The 17,524-nt window shown below is 61.0% G+C and carries 17 protein-coding genes; 11 read left to right on the top strand and 6 right to left on the bottom strand.

Annotated elements, in window-relative coordinates; all coding sequences use genetic code 11:
• Nucleotides 1-5 precede the first annotated feature (5 nt).
• Genes ACLH1I_RS21305 through hpxK form a run of 5 tightly spaced genes read left to right on the top strand, consistent with a single transcriptional unit; the run spans nt 6 to nt 4,558 of the window.
• Nucleotides 6-671 (top strand): amino acid ABC transporter permease, encoded by a 666-nt coding sequence (locus ACLH1I_RS21305; RefSeq protein ID WP_002905296.1) that lies wholly within the window; start codon nt 6-8, stop codon nt 669-671.
• Nucleotides 671-1,327, top strand: a complete 657-nt coding sequence (locus ACLH1I_RS21300) for an amino acid ABC transporter permease (protein WP_198080074.1) — start codon at nt 671-673, stop codon at nt 1,325-1,327. Before ACLH1I_RS21305 ends, ACLH1I_RS21300 begins: the two co-directional genes overlap by 1 nt.
• The gene (locus ACLH1I_RS21295) at nt 1,308-2,045 is read left to right on the top strand and encodes an amino acid ABC transporter ATP-binding protein (RefSeq protein ID WP_002905293.1); all 738 of its coding nucleotides are present in this window, start codon (nt 1,308-1,310) and stop codon (nt 2,043-2,045) included. Before ACLH1I_RS21300 ends, ACLH1I_RS21295 begins: the two co-directional genes overlap by 20 nt.
• 15 nt (nt 2,046-2,060) lie before the next feature.
• Nucleotides 2,061-3,302 carry a pyridoxal-phosphate-dependent aminotransferase family protein gene (locus ACLH1I_RS21290; RefSeq protein ID WP_004205834.1) on the top strand — a complete coding sequence of 414 codons (1,242 nt, stop codon included), beginning with the start codon at nt 2,061-2,063 and terminating at the stop codon, nt 3,300-3,302.
• The gene (hpxK, locus tag ACLH1I_RS21285) at nt 3,299-4,558 is read left to right on the top strand and encodes an allantoate amidohydrolase (protein ID WP_151385441.1); all 1,260 of its coding nucleotides are present in this window, start codon (nt 3,299-3,301) and stop codon (nt 4,556-4,558) included. Before ACLH1I_RS21290 ends, hpxK begins: the two co-directional genes overlap by 4 nt.
• Nucleotides 4,559-4,590: 32 nt before the next feature.
• Here the strand turns inward: hpxK and ACLH1I_RS21280 are convergent, their stop codons facing one another.
• The gene (locus ACLH1I_RS21280) at nt 4,591-5,568 is read right to left on the bottom strand and encodes an NAD(P)H-dependent flavin oxidoreductase (RefSeq protein WP_198080055.1); all 978 of its coding nucleotides are present in this window, start codon (nt 5,566-5,568) and stop codon (nt 4,591-4,593) included.
• 174 nt (nt 5,569-5,742) lie between these two features.
• On the opposite strand from ACLH1I_RS21280, the gene ACLH1I_RS21275 reads away from it, so the two are divergent.
• Together ACLH1I_RS21275 and ACLH1I_RS21270 are read left to right on the top strand one after the other, a co-directional pair.
• A complete protein-coding gene (locus tag ACLH1I_RS21275; RefSeq protein ID WP_074403997.1) occupies nt 5,743-6,648 on the top strand; it encodes a LysR family transcriptional regulator in 906 nt (301 codons plus the stop codon).
• A gap of 88 nt (nt 6,649-6,736) precedes the next feature.
• Nucleotides 6,737-7,225 (top strand): hypothetical protein, encoded by a 489-nt coding sequence (locus ACLH1I_RS21270; protein WP_004205841.1) that lies wholly within the window; start codon nt 6,737-6,739, stop codon nt 7,223-7,225.
• 232 nt (nt 7,226-7,457) lie between these two features.
• Here the strand turns inward: ACLH1I_RS21270 and ACLH1I_RS21265 are convergent, their stop codons facing one another.
• Together ACLH1I_RS21265 and ACLH1I_RS21260 are read right to left on the bottom strand one after the other, a co-directional pair.
• A complete protein-coding gene (locus ACLH1I_RS21265; protein ID WP_048324247.1) occupies nt 7,458-8,558 on the bottom strand; it encodes an NADH:flavin oxidoreductase/NADH oxidase in 1,101 nt (366 codons plus the stop codon).
• Between the two features lie 107 nt (nt 8,559-8,665).
• Complete coding sequence (locus ACLH1I_RS21260; protein WP_064794332.1) at nt 8,666-10,273, bottom strand: FAD-NAD(P)-binding protein; 1,608 nt, start codon at nt 10,271-10,273, stop codon at nt 8,666-8,668.
• Between the two features lie 276 nt (nt 10,274-10,549).
• Here ACLH1I_RS21260 and ACLH1I_RS21255 point away from each other — a divergent pair, with 276 nt between their 5' ends.
• Complete coding sequence (locus ACLH1I_RS21255; RefSeq protein WP_032456074.1) at nt 10,550-11,782, top strand: MFS transporter; 1,233 nt, start codon at nt 10,550-10,552, stop codon at nt 11,780-11,782.
• Between the two features lie 39 nt (nt 11,783-11,821).
• On the opposite strand, the gene ACLH1I_RS21250 is transcribed toward ACLH1I_RS21255, so the two are convergent.
• Nucleotides 11,822-12,736, bottom strand: a complete 915-nt coding sequence (locus ACLH1I_RS21250; protein ID WP_064794333.1) for a DMT family transporter — start codon at nt 12,734-12,736, stop codon at nt 11,822-11,824.
• 205 nt (nt 12,737-12,941) lie between these two features.
• Here ACLH1I_RS21250 and ACLH1I_RS21245 point away from each other — a divergent pair, with 205 nt between their 5' ends.
• Nucleotides 12,942-14,042, top strand: a complete 1,101-nt coding sequence (locus ACLH1I_RS21245; protein WP_198080053.1) for an iron-containing redox enzyme family protein — start codon at nt 12,942-12,944, stop codon at nt 14,040-14,042.
• Here ACLH1I_RS21245 and ACLH1I_RS21240 read toward each other — a convergent pair.
• Complete coding sequence (locus ACLH1I_RS21240; protein WP_017900282.1) at nt 14,018-14,596, bottom strand: TetR/AcrR family transcriptional regulator; 579 nt, start codon at nt 14,594-14,596, stop codon at nt 14,018-14,020. The two genes, ACLH1I_RS21245 and ACLH1I_RS21240, sit on opposite strands and share 25 nt — an antisense overlap.
• A 153-nt stretch (nt 14,597-14,749) precedes the next feature.
• On the opposite strand from ACLH1I_RS21240, the gene ACLH1I_RS21235 reads away from it, so the two are divergent.
• Both ACLH1I_RS21235 and ACLH1I_RS21230 read left to right on the top strand, forming a co-directional pair.
• A complete protein-coding gene (locus ACLH1I_RS21235; protein WP_023318284.1) occupies nt 14,750-15,352 on the top strand; it encodes an HAD-IB family hydrolase in 603 nt (200 codons plus the stop codon).
• A 71-nt stretch (nt 15,353-15,423) separates the two neighbouring features.
• The gene (locus tag ACLH1I_RS21230; RefSeq protein ID WP_198080052.1) at nt 15,424-15,960 is read left to right on the top strand and encodes a GNAT family N-acetyltransferase; all 537 of its coding nucleotides are present in this window, start codon (nt 15,424-15,426) and stop codon (nt 15,958-15,960) included.
• Between the two features lie 38 nt (nt 15,961-15,998).
• Here the strand turns inward: ACLH1I_RS21230 and oxlT are convergent, their stop codons facing one another.
• The gene (oxlT, locus tag ACLH1I_RS21225; protein WP_049115388.1) at nt 15,999-17,255 is read right to left on the bottom strand and encodes an oxalate/formate MFS antiporter; all 1,257 of its coding nucleotides are present in this window, start codon (nt 17,253-17,255) and stop codon (nt 15,999-16,001) included.
• Nucleotides 17,256-17,524 lie beyond the last annotated feature (269 nt).

Here is a 17,524-nt window from a genome sequence, read left to right as displayed (position 1 = left end):
TGTGGATGACGGAGCAACTTCATTTTTCTGAGCTCTGGCCGCACTGGCCGGAGCTGCTGGCCGGTCTATGGGTGACGGTGCAGCTGACGGTGCTGGCGACGATCGGCGGACTGGCGATTGGGATCCTCGGGGCGGCGATCCGCAGCGGCCGCCCGGGCGTCCTCAGCCGGATCTGGGGCGGATATGTGGAAATCATCCGTAACACGCCGTTCGTGGTGCAGCTCTTTTTTATCGTTTTTGGTTTACCGAACCTGGGTCTGAAGATGACCGCCGGCGAAGCGGCGCTGCTGGCGATGGTGGTTAACCTCGGGGCTTACAGCACCGAGATCGTGCGCGCCGGCATCCAGGTGACGCCGAAAGGCCAGTGGGAGGCCGGACGCGTGCTCGGGCTCAGCCGGACGCAAACTTTCGTTCGCGTGGTACTGCCCCCGGCGCTGCAGCGGATTTATCCGGCGCTGGTTAGCCAGTGCATCATCGTGATGCTCGGCTCGTCGGTGGTGTCGCAGGTCTCCTATGAGGAGCTGACCTTCGCCGCCAACCTGATCCAGTCGCGGACGTTTTTGAGCTTTGAGGTCTATCTGGTGACCACCGGGATCTACTTAGCGTTATCGATAGCGATGCGCCAGCTGCTGATGGCGGCAGGGCGTAAATGGCTGGGGGTGCAGGCATGATGACCACCTTTACCGACTGGGACATTATCCGCAACCTGCTGCTGGCCGGTCGCTGGACGGTGCTGCTGTCGCTGGTCGCGTTCACCGGCGGGGCGCTGGTGACCTTACCGCTGCTGCTGCTGCGCCTGACCGGCGGACGGCAGGTGAAACGGCTGATCCGCGGCTACGTCGAACTGTTTCAGGGGACGCCGCTGCTAATGCAGCTGTTTCTGGCATTTTTCGGCGTGGCGCTGTTCGGCATCGACGTCTCGGCATGGACCGCGGCGTCGGTGGCTCTGACGCTTTATACCAGCGCCTTTCTGCTGGATATCTGGTTCGGCAGCATTCGCGCGCTGCCGAAAGGCCAGTGGGAAGCCTCGCGCTGTCTCGGGCTGAGCTTCGGCCAGACCCTGTACCGGGTGGTGGCGCCGCAGGCGCTGCGCATCGCCATCGCGCCAACGGTGGGGTTCGCCGTGCAGGGGATCAAAGGCACGGCGTTGGCATCGATTATCGGCTTTGTGGAGCTGACCAAGGCAGGAACCATGCTGACCAACGTCACTTACCAGCCGTTTAAAGTGTTTGCCCTGGTGGCGCTGGGCTATTTCATTCTGTGCTATCCGCTGTCCCGCTACAGCCGTTATCTGGAGAACAAATTCAATGCCTCTCATCACCATTAATCAGATGCAGAAGTACTACGGCGACAACCATGTGCTGAAGGGCGTCGATCTGGATATCGACATGGGGGAAGTAATCTCGATCATCGGCCGCAGCGGCTCGGGCAAAAGCACCCTGCTGCGCTGCATCAATGGTCTGGAGGGGTACCAGGAGGGGAGCATCAAGCTCGGGGGCATGACCATCACCGACCGCGATTCCCAGGCCCGGGAGATCAGCCGCTCCATCGGCATGGTGTTTCAGAACTTCAATCTCTTTCCGCACATGACGGCGCTGGAGAACGTCATGCTGGCCCCGCGGCGGGTGCTGAAGAAGTCTCAGGCCGAATGTCGCGAGCTGGCGCAGCGGATGCTGGAGAAGGTCGGTCTTGGCGATCGTCTGGATTACTATCCGGCCAACCTCTCCGGCGGCCAGCAGCAGCGCGTGGCCATCGCCCGGGCGCTGGCCATGTCGCCAAAAGTTTTACTCTGTGACGAAATCACTTCGGCGCTTGACCCGGAACTGGTGGGCGAAGTGCTGAAGGTGCTGGAGCAGCTGGCGGCGGAAGGCATGACGCTGATCCTCGTCACCCATGAAATGAATTTTGCCCGCGAAGTGGGCGACCGCGTGGTGTTTATGCATCAGGGGCGCGTCTGGGAGCAGGGCGACAGCAAAACGCTGTTCGCCAGTCCGCAGACAACCGAACTGAAACAGTTTATCTCCTCGGTGCGCGGTCTTAACTAACGTAAGGAATGGCAGATGGATATCACTCAGTTTTCGCAAATTAACCCGCCACAGCGCCTGCTGATGGGCCCGGGGCCGATCAACGCCGACCCGCGCGTGCTGCGCGCCATGGCGAGCCAGCTGGTGGGTCAGTACGATCCGGCGATGACCCACTACATGAATGAAGTGATGGCGCTGTACCGCGGCGTATTTCGCACCGAAAACCGCTGGACGATGCTGGTGGACGGCACCTCCCGCGCCGGTATCGAAGCGATTCTGGTGTCGGCGATCCGGCCGGGTGACAAGGTGCTGGTGCCGGTGTTCGGCCGGTTTGGTCATCTGCTGTGCGAGATTGCGCGCCGCTGCCGGGCAGAAGTACACACCATCGAGGTGCCGTGGGGGGAAGTCTTTACCCCGGACCAGGTTGAAGACGCGATCAAGCGCGTGCGCCCGCGCCTGCTGCTCACCGTGCAGGGCGATACCTCGACCACCATGCTGCAGCCGCTGGCGGAGCTGGGAGAGATTTGTCGTCGCCACGATGTGCTGTTCTATACCGACGCCACCGCGTCGCTCGGCGGCAACCCGCTGGAAACCGACGCCTGGCAGCTGGACGCGGTGTCCGCCGGGATGCAGAAGTGCCTTGGCGGCCCCTCCGGCACCTCGCCCATCACCCTCAGCCCACGGATGGAAGAGGTCATCCGCCGCCGCCGCTGCATTGAGCAGGGGATCCGCACCGATGCCCACCACGATGGCGTCGACGAGATGATCTACTCCAACTATTTCGATCTCGGCATGGTGATGGATTACTGGGGGCCGGAGCGCCTGAACCACCATACCGAAGCGACCTCGGCGCTGTTCGCCGCCCGGGAGTGCGCGCGCCTGATCCTTCAGGAGGGACTCGACAACGGCATCGCCCGCCACAAGCTGCACGGCGATGCGCTGCTGAAAGGGATCCAGGCGATGGGTCTTGAGACCTTTGGCGACCTGCGGCACAAAATGAATAACGTGCTGGGGGTGGTGATCCCCAACGGGATCAACGGCGATCAGGTGCGTAAGCTGATGCTGGAAGATTTCGGCATTGAGATTGGCACCTCGTTCGGCCCGCTGCACGGTAAAGTCTGGCGCATTGGCACCATGGGCTATAACGCGCGTAAAGACTGTGTGATGCAGACCCTCAGCGCGCTGGAGGCGGTCCTGAACTACCTCAAGTTCACCACCACCCAGGGCGCGGCGATGCAGGCGGCCTGGGATCACTACCGCACCGAGGCCACCCTATGAGTGATACCGTCCGCCAGCAGGCGGAGAGAGAGGCGGCCGCCAGCCGGGTGATGGCGCGCGCCGACCAGCTGGCCGTCCTCAGCGAAACCGCCGACGCCCTGACCCGGGTCTATCTGTCGCCGGAACATCTGCAGGCGAACCAGCTGGTGGGCCAGTGGATGCAGGCCGCCGGCATGATGGTATGGCAGGACAGCGTCGGTAATATCTGCGGTCGCTATGAAGGCGTGCAGGAGGGGGCGCCGGCGGTGCTGCTGGGCTCTCATCTCGACACCGTGCGCAACGCCGGGCGCTACGACGGCATGCTCGGCGTACTGGCGGCGATTGAGGTGGTCCAGCGTCTGCACCAGCAGGGGCGACGGCTGGCGAAGGCTATCGAGATCGTCGGCTTTGGCGATGAAGAGGGCACCCGCTTCGGCATCACCCTGCTGGGCAGCCGCGGCGTCACCGGCACCTGGCCCGAAAGCTGGCTGTCGCAGTGCGATGCCGACGGGGTGAGCGTCGCCCAGGCGCTGGTGAATGCCGGACTCGATCCGGCGCGGATCGCCCATGCCGCCCGCAACCCGCAGGATATCGCCGCCTATCTCGAACTGCATATCGAGCAGGGGCCGTGCCTGGAGCAGGCGGGTCTGGCGCTCGGCGTGGTGGAGGCGATTAACGGCGCCCGCCGCCTGACCTGCCGCTTTACCGGCGAAGCCGGCCATGCCGGCACGGTGCCGATGCTCCATCGTAAGGACGCGCTCGCCGCGGCGGCGGAATGGATGGTGCAGGTGGAAAGCCTGACCCGGCAGCGCGGCGGCAACCTGGTGGCGACGGTCGGCACCCTGCGCTGTGCGCCGGGCGCGGTGAATGTGATTCCGGGCGAGGTGCAGCTGACGCTGGATATTCGCGGCCCGCAGGATGCACCGCTTGCGGCGCTGCTGGAAGAGCTGCTGGCGCAGGCGCAGGCCATTGCCGGGCGCCGCCAGCTGAGCTTCACCGCCGAGGAGTATTACCGTATCGCCGCCACCGCCTGCGACAGTCAACTGCAGGCGGTTCTGAGCGAGGCGGTGACGGCGGTGCAGGGGCGTTCACTGACGCTGCCGAGCGGCGCAGGGCATGACGCCATCGCCATCGCCGAGCGCTGGCCATCGGCCATGCTGTTTGTGCGCTGCCTGGGGGGCGTCAGCCATCACCCGGCGGAGTCGGTCACCGCCGCCGACGTCGGGCTGGCTATCGACGCGTTCTCCTGGGCGGTAGAGAAGGTAGCTGACGCCTGATCGCGCCGGTTACCGTGCCCCGGCTGGCGGCTTCACACCGCCAGCTGGTTGACTACCTCGGCGACGGAGGCGATGGCATGGATGTTGCCGATCCCCGCCCCCAGCGAGATATACCCCTCATCGGTATTCCCCTCCAGCATGCCCAGCCGCATTCCGCGCAGACCGCCCATCGCCTGGGCCAGCTCGGCCTTTGAGGCTCCGGCCCGGTCCATGGCCACCAGCTTGTCGCTCAGTTTGCCAGGCAGGGCGCGGTAGTAGTCCGGCAGCGTACGAAACAGCCGCAGATCCAGGCCGTTGGCGGCGAGAATTTTCGCTTTCACCGAGTCGGGAACGCGACTTTCGACGGTGCTGATGAATACCGAACCGGCGAAGACGCCTTCCGCGCCGAGGGCGTGAGCAGCGCGCGCTCCCCGGGCGTCGGTGATGCCCCCCGCGGCCATCACCGGAACCCGCTGAACAGCGTCAACGATCAGCGGGACGATAGTGAAGGTCCCCATTGCGGTAGCCGGCAGCGTGCCGCCTTCGTCAAAGCCGGTGGCGACGATGATGTCCGCTCCGGCCTGCTCCGCGCGACGGCTGTTCTCCGGCGTCGGGTTAATATCGCGGTAGATAATGGTGATCCCGGCGGTTTTCAGCTCATCGAACAGCGCCGGTTTTAACGAACCGTTTCCGTAGCCGGTGTAGACCACCACCTTAACGCCTTCCTCTTTGATCACCGGAAGGATCGCCGGCGTCCAGATGTCGTTTTCCGCCGTCGGGATCAGGTTGACGCCAAAGGGTTTCTCGGTCAGCTGTTTGGTTTTGCGGATCTCTTCGCGCATTTTCTCTGCCGTCGCCTCCGGCGTGGAGACGGCGGTTGCCGCCGTCAGGCCGGCGTTCGGGCCCAGCACCCCGAGACCACCGGCGTTGCCGACGGCCGCCACCAGACGAGCATCGGTCAGCCAGGAGAGCGGGCCCTGGACTACCGGTTTTTCAATACCCAAAATGCGGGCCACACGGTTAGTTTGCATGATATTTTTCCTTGTTCGTTAATGAGTTATCAATTTCTTCGCCCCAGCGATGCGGCAATGAGGGCAGTGTAGGCGCCTTTATTGTTTTAAAAAATGAGCAAAAACTTTCATCACTGTTATTAAATTGGTAATAATTGAGACAGGCGAAGAGACGGGGAACGAGCCGTTATGCAGATGAATCTGTTTGAAAATATTAAAATCTTTATTGAAATCGTCGACGCCGGCAGCTTTGCCCAGGCGGCGGAAAATTTGCAGATCCACCGGCCGGCGGTGACCAAAGCGCTGCAGCAGCTGGAGCGGGAGAGCGGTGTCAGGTTGCTGCAGCGCACCACCCGCCGCCTGTATCTCACGCCGGAAGGAGAAGAGTTTTATCGTCGCAGTAAACCGCTGCTCTCCCAGGCCGACGATCTGCTGGAGTCGTTCGCGCCGGACCGGCCGATCCGCGGCCAGCTACGCGTCGATATGCCAATCGCTTTTGCGCGGCTGCTGGTGATCCCGCATCTGGCAGATTTTTATCAGGCCCATCCGGAGGTGGAAATTGTCCTCAGTAGCTCCGATGTGCGCCGGGATATGCTGCGCGATGGGCTGGATTGTCTGCTGCGGGTGGGGGATCTGGAGGATGGCGACTATGTGGCGCGCTCGCTGGGGGAGGTGGCGTTAACCACCTGCGCGAGTCCCGCGTATCTGGCTCGCTATGGAGCGCCCGCCACGCTGGAGGAACTGCAGTCGCACCTGGCGGTGAACTGGGTAAACAGCAGCAGCCGACAGATTATGCCCTGGCGATTCCAGACCCCGCAGGGCATCAGGCAGATCGCCATCCCCGGTAAACTGGTGCTGGACAACTCAGAAGTTTTTACCGCCGCCGGGCTGGCAGGGCTGGGCATGCTGCAGGGAATGCGATTCTTTCTACAACCCTATATCGACAGTGGGGAGCTGGTAGAAATTCTGCCGGACTTCCCGGCGCCGCGTCGGCCACTGTCGCTGCTCTATCCGCACCGGCATCTCTCGCATAAGGTGCGGGTGTTTGCCGAGTGGCTGCAGGGGCTGGTGGCGACGCTGGATCGACCGGTGTCGGCTTGACTCTGGTGGCTGAGCGTTTATATATAAAATGTGAATGCTATTAAGGCAATAAATCACAAGTCTGGATAATGACTCAACCTGTAAGGGAATGCTGATGAAACTCTGGAATAAAACACTGCTTGCTTCCGCCCTGTGCCTGACCCTGTTTGGCTGCGACGATGCGTCGAAAGTGGATAACAAACTGGATAAGGCCAAAGATAATGCGGAGCAGATGAAGGATGCCGCGGCGGACAAAGCCCAGGCGATTAAGCAGGATGCGGATAAGCAAATTGATACGCTGAAAAGCCAGGCCGACGCCGAGGCCGATCGTCTGAAGGATCAGGCCAGCGCCATCAAGGCGGAGGCGGACAAGAAAGCGGATGCCATCGCCCAGCAGGCCAAAGCCCAGGCCGATGCGGTGAAGCAGAACGCAAAGCAGGAAAGTGACCGCATAGTCAAAGAGGCGGGTCAGATTAAAGACAACGCCATCGGTGATGCCAATCAGCTTTCGGCGGAAGCGGCGAGCAAAACCAAAGCCATTCAGGACAGTATCGCGAAGGATAAACAGAACACCACGCCACCGCCCGCCCAGCAGTAACTCGCGGTGTTTGCCGGGCCGTCGCCCGGAAATATAGGGAGCGGAGCCTGATTGATTGCCCGGCGGCGCTGCGCTTGCGCGGGCCTACGCAGGGGGCGGGTTGGCTGCGCAATGACCGGGCATCACCCTTTTGTAGGCCGGGCAAGGCGTCGCCTCCGCCCGGCACGTGGACCGCAATAACATCCTGCTGAGGGGTATCTTACGATACCCCTTTTTTATGCCCGCCGCGGGTTCAACGGTTTGGCAGCAGGGTGCCCTTCAGGCCGTGTGGCTCGGAGCGCAGATATTGCGAAGGAACGCGAACCTGGGCGCCGAGGCTGGCGGCAGCGTGCCATGGCCAGTGCGGATCGTAGAGCACCGCGCGGGCGAGGGCGATCAGGTCGGCATCGCCATTCTCCAGCGCCGCTTCCGCCTGCTGCGGGTCGGTGATCAGCCCTACGCCAATCACCGGGATGGCTACCTGCTTGCGAATGTCGCGGGCGAAAGGCAACTGGTAGCCCGGCCCGACGGTGATGGCCTGCAGCGGCGACAAACCGCCGCTGGAGACATGGATATAGTCGCTGCCCAGCGCTTCCAGCTGCTGGCTGAACTGAATGGACTGCTCGCCGTCCCAACCGCCTTCAACCCAGTCGGTAGCCGACAACCTGACGCCCACCGCCATGGCGTTGCCCACCGCCTCGCGGATTGCCTTAAACACTTCCAGCGGATAGCGCATTCGGTTTTCCAGCGAACCGCCATACTCGTCACGGCGCTGATTGCTGAGCGGTGAAAGAAACTGGTGCAGCAGATAGCCGTGAGCGGCGTGCAGCTCAATCAGCTCAAAGCCCAGGCGTTGGGCGCGCAACGCGCTGGCGACAAAGGCCGCTTTGATGCGTGCCAGATCGGCATGGCTCAGCTCGGCCGGGGCGCGGTCGCCGTCGTGAAACGCCACCGCGGAGGGGGCGACGGTCTGCCAGCCGCCCTGGTTGAGCGCCAGCTGATGGCCACCCTGCCAGGGGGCTGCGCAGGAGGCCTTGCGCCCGGCATGCCCCAGCTGGATCCCCAGACGGATCGGTGACCAGGCCCGGATATCCTCCACCACGGCACGCAGGGCGTTTTCGGTTTCATCATCCCACAGCCCCAGATCCCCAGGCGAGATACGTCCCGCCGGCTCTACTGCCGTGGCTTCCAGAATTAACAGGCCAGCGCCGGAGAACGCCAGCTGCCCGAGGTGGATCCGGTGCCAGGAGGTTGCCTTCCCCTCGTCGGCAGAATACTGACACATGGGGGCGATAACGATACGGTTATCCAGCGTCAACTGACCAATACGCGTCGCGCTAAAAAGATGACTCATGAGTACCTCGTAAATGTTAGACGTGGTCTTGCACGGGGGCGAACAGCCACTGTTTATAGCACGCCTGCTGGCCCCCCTTTATTCGGATATTGCGTTTAAACGTCCTGCTATTCGATAAACCAGAGACGACGCCGCCGGCCAGTTGCCTGCTGGGAGACCGCGCGGGCCATTGCGCTGCCAATCTCGGCGCTGGCCGTCAGCCCCTGGACAAAGGGGCGATCGTGCATTAGCCAGGGAAGAGCGCCGAAGGCGACCCGGCCGCGCACAGCCTCCGGCGCCTGCAGCGTGTAGTCATCGCCAACGTCAGGGATAGCGTCGCCGCAGGCCAGCAGCTGCTGGCGCAGTGAAGGAAAGGGCAGATCCCGGGTTTTCAATGCCTTCTGTCCGCGGGCATCGATAAAGACATCGAATTCACAGCGCTGCTGATGATGGACAATCAGCGTCCGGTCAGACTCGCGCTGCAGCTCGTAATCCTCACCCAGCGCCACAATTCGCAGAATGCCCGCCTGATGCAGGGCCAGCAACCGGCGAATGGACTCCGGCGGGATCGCAGCGTAGTTATCAATAAACACGCGGGCGAGCCCCTGGCGGAAGCGACGGCTGTCCTCGTCGTTGAGCTGCGGCACCACAGTTTCAATCGCCTCGTGCAGGCGGAGAATGGCATAGCGCCAGGGCACCGTGTGGCGCTCGCGCTTATTGCGCTCCACCTCCTGCAGATTGTGCTGCGCCCACTGGAAGGGGTCATGGGTGAGACGGTCGGCAAACCAGGCGTCGGCGATGCTGTCAGGCGTCAGCTGGCGCAGCCCCGTCGCCTCGCACCAGGCCGGGGCGGCATATTCCAGCTCATGGACGATCAGCTGGAACACCCGATCCAGCAGGCCGTCGCTACCCCGAGCGACGGCCGCCTCAAGGGCTGCAGGGGTGGCGATCTCCAGCGGCTCCCACGGGATCGGGCAGTAAAAATCGGCCTCCGGCAGCACGCCGTTACGTGACATCAGCGTGATCTCCAGCGCGTCGCTGCCGGGATGCAGGGAAAAATGGGTGGTTTTGTCGTGCTCAGTATGGAAAACGCCGTGGCGGGCCACCACCGCCACGGCGGCATCAATCGCGCTTAAGGAGGTCCCGAGGATCCCGACCCGACAGGGGGCGATGCGGGCCTCCATCAGGCCGGTCCACGGACTGGGGAAGTACTGCCGGCTGGCGCGTTCTTCTTCAGGCCACAAATGGCCGGTGGCAATCACCACCAGATCGACCATTACCGGCTGTGCCGCGCCGTCGGTGTGGATGGCGATCCCGACGGGCTGCACCGCAATATCTGTGACCTCACAGGACTCGCAGACGCTCACCACGAAGCCGGCGTCTCTGGCCCGTTGCACAAGATATAGAAAGCGGTCGCGGTAGTACTCGCCGAGGATCACCCGCGGCAGAAACTGGCGCTCATGCAGAGCCTGCCGTTCAAGACCGCGCGCCGCCAGCCAGTCGTCGCTCTGCTGCTGCAGCCATTGCAGATAGGTCAGGTCAATAGGGGGGATCTCAATGCTGGCAATATTGGCCAGCATCTGCGCCGCGGTATTATCGTCGCTATAGGGCATACCCACCCCGGCCTGCGCCTCTTTTTCAAACAGCGCGATCGATAGCGGCTCACCACGCTTCACCAGTTCATACAAGGTGTAAATCCCCGTCGGCCCGGCGCCGACGATGGCGATTCTCTTCATGATTCTCTCCCTTCCTGTGGGTGGATGCGGCATCTGGGGCAGTGCACTGAAGCCAGCCTGTCCTTAATTCTGGTCGAAAATTAGCGAACCGGTGGGCCGTCGCACGCAATTTGAAACAAATTAGCGTGCTAATAAACTTGCCGACGGCCAGAAAAGGGGTGTAATTAACAAAAGAGCAACTTTCTATACAAACATTTTACACAAGCGGTGGCACCAGCCTGCTCTGCCGGACGCCGCGCAAGCTCCCGGCAACGCCGTCGGGATAGGGATGACAAGATGCACGGCTGGACTTCACGACAGCGCAACGCGGCGATCGCCAGTTTTTTAAGCTGGACGCTCGATGCTTTCGACTTTTTCCTGTTGGTTTTTTTACTGAGCGATATCGCCCACTCGTTTCACGTCGACCTTGAAGAGGTGACCCTGGCGATTCTGCTGACCCTGGCCGTGCGGCCTGTCGGCGCGCTGATCTTCGGCAGGGCGGCGGAAAAGTTTGGCCGCAAACCGATCCTGATGCTCAACATCGTTTTCTTCTCCGCCTTTGAGCTGCTCTCCGCCGCGGCGCCGTCGTTGATGCTGTTTTTTCTGCTGCGGGTACTGTACGGCGTGGCGATGGGCGGGATCTGGGGCGTGGCTTCGTCGCTGGCGATGGAGACGATCCCTGACCGCTCGCGCGGCCTGATGTCCGGTCTGTTCCAGGCGGGGTATCCCTTCGGCTATCTGCTGGCGGCCGTGGCCTACGGGCTGTTGTTTACTCAGCTCGGCTGGCGCGGGATGTTTGTCATTGGCGCCGCCCCGGTGCTGCTGTTGCCGTTTATCTATTTCTGCGTCGAGGAGTCCCCGGTCTGGCTGGCGGCACGGCAGAGTAAAGCGAGCACGGCTCTGCTGCCGGTGTTGCGTAGCCACTGGAAGCTGTGCCTGTACCTGGTGGTGCTGATGGCGGCCTTTAACTTCTTCTCCCACGGGACGCAGGATCTCTACCCGGTCTTTTTGAAAGTCCAGCACGGCTTCGAGCCTAAAACGGTCAGCATTATCGCGGTGTGCTACAACATCGCCTCGATCATCGGCGGGGTTTTCTTCGGCTCGCTGTCGGAAAAGATCGGCCGGCGCAAAGCGATTATGAGCGCCGCCCTGCTGGCGCTGCCGGTGATCCCGCTGTGGGCTTTCGCCAGCGGCTCGCTGGCGCTGGGGGCCGGGGCGTTTCTGATGCAGTTTATGGTGCAGGGCGCCTGGGGGGTGATCCCTACCTGGCTCAACGAACTGGTTCCGGCCAACACCCGGGCAGTGCTGCCCGGCTTCGTCTATCAGCTGGGTAACCTGCTGGCCTCGGTGAATGCCACCCTGCAGGCCTCCATTGCCCAGCACCACGGGCATAACTACGGCCTGGCGATGGCCCTGGTGGCCGGGACGGTGGCGATCGTCATTACCATTCTGACCTTCTTTGGCCGTGAGGGCCGGGTGGCGCAACCTGCCGGGACGGCGCCTCACCAGCCGCTCTCCACCAGCCGTTAAGTGCTGACGCCGGGCGTTGTCAGACGCCCGGCAGACAAGCTAACCGCGCAGGCGAACCGTCGCCGCCTGGCGTTTCTCCAGCGAGCAGATGCCAATCCCCAGCATAATGAACAGCGCGCTGAACAGGTGCCAGGCATGGGGCTGGGTATGCAGGAAGAGGATGCTCAACACCCCGCCGGAGAGCGGGATGATATGGGTGTAAATTTCCCCCCGCGTGGCGCCAATCGTAGCGATACCTTTATTCCAGAAAAGATAGGCCAGCCACGACGGGAAAATCACCAGATAAGCCAGACCGCTGAGGAAAAACGGCTCGCGCCAGGCGGTCCAGTCCTGCGCCGGGTGGCGCATCAGCCAGAAGGCGACGATTGGCAGCAGGAGCAGGGCGCCGAGCAGCGAGCTGACGGCGACAAAGCCATTCGCCGGGATGCGGCGGTCCTTCAGACGTAACAGCGAACAATAGAGCGCCCAGCTCAGCGCCGAACCCATCGCCCACAAATCGCCGACGGAAAAGGTATGCAGCGAGGCGGCATGCAGCGGATCCCCCTTGAATAAGAGGATCATCACCCCAAGAGTGCTGAAGACCACTCCCAGCCAGTTGCGGGCCGATACCGGGTCGCGAAAAATCAGCCGGTTAATCAGCAGCACCATGCTCGGCGTGGCGGACATATAGATGGCGGCGTTGAGGGCGGAGGTGGTTTGCAGACCGATATAGAGCGTGAGCGGGAAACTGACCTGACCGCACAGGGTGAGCACCAGCACCGCCGGGGCGTTTTCCTGCAGCAGGTGACGACTGTCGGCAATCTGCCGGCGGTAGAGCAGGCCCAGCAGCAGCGCCGTCAGCGCCCAGCGCGCTTCGGTCATCAGGATCGGATCCACGCCCTGAACCAGCACGTGACCGACAACGTAATTCCCCCCCCAGAACAGGGCGGCCAGCGTCAGTAACAGATAGGGCATAGTGATTCCTTGTGTCGTTTGTCACTGTACTGGATGGTAACGTTATTATTTTTATAATATCAATAATATTTTGGTGGTTTTTGTTTTTTTTGGTTTAAATTCTCTAAAAAAAACAGCATGTTATCAATATGAATGAAATTTACGTTGCCGCATTGTGAGCGGTACTATACCGTATAGTAGCCATGCATTTCACAGGGATAAACTCATGCGTAATACCGACAATGGGGTCATTGGTCGTGACCAAACCGCGGTGATGGCCAGGCTGGCGCTGGATGAGTTAATTGACCAGCTTCTGCACAGTAACGCGCTGTCGCTGAAATTGACGGCCAATCCGCAGGTCGCCGACAGAGCTTGGCATCTGACTGAGAATACCTGCATCCGCGCCTTCTCCGCTGACGACCCGCAGGCCAAAAAGCGCGCGCACCATGCGCTGTTCATCCTCTATCAGTCCTGGCTTGCCGACCCGCTCTCGCCGGCGGCTGCCAATCAGTTTCATCCGCTGCTCTCCGGGATCCGAAATTACATTGAGTCTGAGTGGCTGCGGGCGGAAAGCAAACGTTTCCACCGCCAGAGACCGGTGCTCAATGCCGGCAATATCGTCGACGAACTGCGCGCTCTATGCCAGCAGCACCCGGCGTCTCATCATCCGCTGTTCGATTTCCTTGCCAGCGAGGCCTCCGCCGCGCAGATCGACTATTTCTTCAAAAGCGACAGCGCGCTGAATCTGCTTTTCTTCGATCTGGTGGCGATGGGGCTGGTGGGCTCGTTGCCGGAAACCCGCGCCGAGATTGCGCAGAATCTGTGGGATGAGATAGGTCAGGGCAGCACTGAGATCACCCACGTCAATCTGTATAAGGATTTACTGAAGCGGCGGAATATCGCCTTACCGGACAATCATTTCGCCCATCTGTACGAGTGGCAGGGGCTGGCCGGGTATAACGCCTTTATGGTCGGCGGCGTAAATCGTCAGCATTACTACAAATCACTGGGGGTGATGGCGATGACCGAACTGCTCGACCCGCCGCAGTATGAAAAACTGGTGGCGCGCTGTCGGCGGATTGGGCTTTCCGATCGCGACGTGCATTACTATGCCGAACATATCACGGTCGATATCGGCCATGCGGACGGTTGGCTGAATAATGTCATTATGCCGATTGGCAAAAAACATCCGGCGGCGATGGAGGAGGTCTACTTTGGCGCCGCGCTGCGCCTGCAAACCTGCAACGATTACTATGATGGCCTGCTGGCGGCGCTGCAGTCGCTGGACGGCAGCGCATCATCTCACAGCGTACCGCCTTCTGAGTAAATAAGCGCTTTGGCCGCGCTCCAGGCGGTGATCCCCGGCGGGATCTCCCGGCATTCGGCGGACTCGGCCTGCTGGGCGGCGATGGCGCCATCGATGAGCATCACCATCATCATAGCGACCCGTTCGGCAGGCTCTGGTTTTAATACCAGAGTCAGGATATCGCGGAAAAACTGCCACAGGCGCGACTTGAACCGGGAGCACTGCTCCCGGATCGCCGGCGATGACGCGCCATATTCGAACAGCGCGCGGGTGAACATGCAGCCGTGGAACGTTTCGCAGGTCAACCAGCACTGATAGTAGTCGAACACGGCGAACAGCTTCTCCCGCGCGGTGGCATTATCCGCGGTGATCTGCGTCAGATCCTGCATAAACTCGCTCTCTTTTTGCCGGAGGATAGCCAGAATGAGCGCCTCTTTATCGGCATAGTAGCGGTAGAAGGTCATTTTGGAGATGCCGGCATGCTCAGCAATCCGCTCGATGCTGGGGGACTGATATCCTTCGCGATTAAACAGCGCGCTGGCGTGGCGGAGAATGTCCGCTTGTTTTGGCTTCATGCGTTTTCCTGTCGACTGGTTCGCTGTCACGACGGCCGGAGACTCGGCCGTCCTGCGACAGCGGTGCATTATGCCGGATCTTGCCGCCAGGCGGGGAAAAAGTAAATCAGCCGCACCTTAGCGGCGCCGGTGTGTCTGTTCAAGGTTACAAGGATGAAGAAGAACATTGCCTTTTTTGACTTCGATGGCACGATCACCCACGAAGATACGTTTACCCCTTTTATTTATCAGTCCCTCGATGCGAAAGCCATTCGTCAGGGCAAACTGCGGCTGTTGCCGTATATTCTCGCCTGGAAAATGGGCTGGCTTTCCGCCTCTGCCATCCGGCAAAAAGTATTTCATTATGCTTTTGCCGGGAAATCGCAACCTGAGATTCTGCAGCGCGGGAACGATCATAGCCAGGTATTTATTCCCCATACACTGCGGGAGAACGCGATGCAGCGCATAGCCTGGCATCAGGCGCGAGGGGACACCGTGGTGGTGGTTTCAGCCTCGCTGGATGTCTATCTTCGACCGTGGTGCCAGCAGCATAATCTTGAGCTGCTGTGCAGCGAAGTGGAATTCCAAAACGGGGCAGCGACCGGAAAGTATCAGGGTGGAGACTGCAGCGGTCTGGCCAAAAAAGCGCGTATCCTGGCGAACTACTCCCTGGCCGATTACGAGGAGATCTTCGCCTACGGCGATACGCCGGAAGATTTCGCCATGCTGGCACTGGCCACCACTCAAATCTATCGCTGGGATGAGGCTCCGCCATGAGCCTGGCAGCGCCAGGCTACGCAGGTTAAGATGGCGCGCGATTGCCCGTCTCACCAGGAAAAAGAGAAGAGATGATGTTACCCCTGACCACGCCCCGGCTGCTGCTGCGCCGGTTCAGAACGGAAGATCTGCCGTCTTTCAGCCATTATCGCAACCTGCCGGAGGTGGCCCGCTTTCAGAGCTGGACCCACTACAGCATGGCAGAGGCGACAGCCTTCTATGAACAACAGCGTTCGCTGGCCTTTGCTGAGGATGAAAGCTGGTTCCAGCTTGCCGTAGCGATCCAGGCCAACGGTGCGCTGGCGGGAGATGTTGGGATCCACTTTTTCGATCAGGGCAGACAGGCCGAGCTGGGGATGACCTTTTCCCCGGCATATCAGCATCAGGGGTATGCCCGGGAAGCCATGAGGGCGGTGATAGCCTTACTCTTTGAGCAGTTAGCCCATCACCGGCTAATAGCGGTGGTAGACACTCGCAATACCGGGGCGATCAAACTCCTCGAAGGGCTGGGCTTTCGTCGCGAGGCGCATTACCGGCAGAATATCTTTTTTAAAGGCGAGTGGGGCGATGAGTTTCTGTACGCGCTGCTGCGCAGCGAATATCAGTGAAGTGACGGCATGGCCGTCACTTCTGTCCGGCCGGGCGATCAGCTATGTTGGCGGATAAAGCGCGCGCGCCACGGTTTTAGCACCCACAGCGCGAGGGCGGCGGTGATAAAATCCAGACCAATGGCGCAGCTGAAAACCACATGCCAGCCGTGGGTGTACTGATAGAGCAGCGCCGCCAGCGGGCCGCCGAAGATTGACCCGATGCCCTGCGAAATATACAGCCAGCCATAGTTGCTGGCGGCATGTTCGCTGCCAAAGGTATCAGTGAGCGTCGACGGGAAGAGCGAGAAGATCTCCCCCCAGCCAAAGAACACCACCCCGGAGAGCAGGACAAACAGCAGCGGATCTTCCCGGCACGCCAGCCAGAGCGTCATCGCCACCCCCTCCAGCGCAAAGGCGATAAACATGGTTTGCTCGCGGCCGAAGCGGTCGGAAATAAAACCAAACAGCGGCCGGGTTAAGCCGTTAGTGAAGCGGTCTATCGTTAACGCCAGCGGCAGCGCCGCCATGCCAAACACCACCGCCTGGCTAATACCGAAGTCCTCGGCGAACACCGCCATCTGCGAGGTGACCATCAGCCCGGAAGTCGACATCATCGCCATCATGGCAAACATTAGCCAGAACAGCGGCTGGCGCAGCATTTCCCGGGAGGTAAACGATCTGCTGCTCTGCGCCACCGTCTGGCTGACGGGCAGGGAGACAGCAGGCGGCGGCAGCTTCAGCCCCTGACTGGCGAGGAAGCCGACGAGGGCGAACAGGATCCCGAAAGTTGTCAGCGTGTGTTCAAGGCCGTTAGTGGTCAGCGACAGGGAGATGGGGAAAGTGGTTATGATGGCCCCCATCCCGTAGCCCGCCGCCACCGCGCCGGCGGCAAAACCCCGCTGCCTTGGGAACCATTTAACCATCAGGCCGACAACGCCGATATAGACGATCCCGGTCCCGAGGCCGCCCATGCAGCCATAAACCAGCCACAGCGTCGCCAGGCCCTTCACCTGCGCAGAAAGCACCCAGCTCATTCCGGCCATCACCGTGCCGATAGCGATCAGCCGCCGTGGGCCAAATTTTTCCACTAACCGCCCCTGAAAGGGCGAAAAGAAGGTCTGGAGGATGATCAGCAGCGAGAAGGTGACCTGCAGCTCGGGCAGACCGACGCCCAGCCTGGCGGCCAGGGGTTTCGTCAGCAGCGTCCAGACATATTGCGGGCTGGAGATGGCGGCCATACAGATCAAGCCCAGCACCAGCTGGCGCCATTTGTCATATTTCGGGGTAACCAACGGTTCGCTGAGTGTCGTCATGTTGTTCTCCGTTTTCAGTTAGCAGACTTCCGTGAAACGCATTCACCCTGGATGCCTCACGGAAAGGGGAAGGTGGCGACCGCAGAGTGACGACGTGTTGTGGCCATACGGCATACGATCTTGTCCACATCGCGGTATACAAGCGCACAGCATTAAACGTGCCACCTAAAATAATCATTTATATTCAAGATATTAATGTGATGAGGTGGGATCTGAAGGGATGCGGCATGGTGAGCAAGCGGCACTGAGGCGGTGCAAATGCGTGATTG

Origin of the sequence: Klebsiella sp. 1SOBk10mer, from assembly GCF_046602535.1 — a bacterium.
GTDB lineage: Bacteria > Pseudomonadota > Gammaproteobacteria > Enterobacterales > Enterobacteriaceae > Klebsiella > Klebsiella quasipneumoniae.
This window is presented reverse-complemented; position numbering and strand designations above follow the sequence as displayed.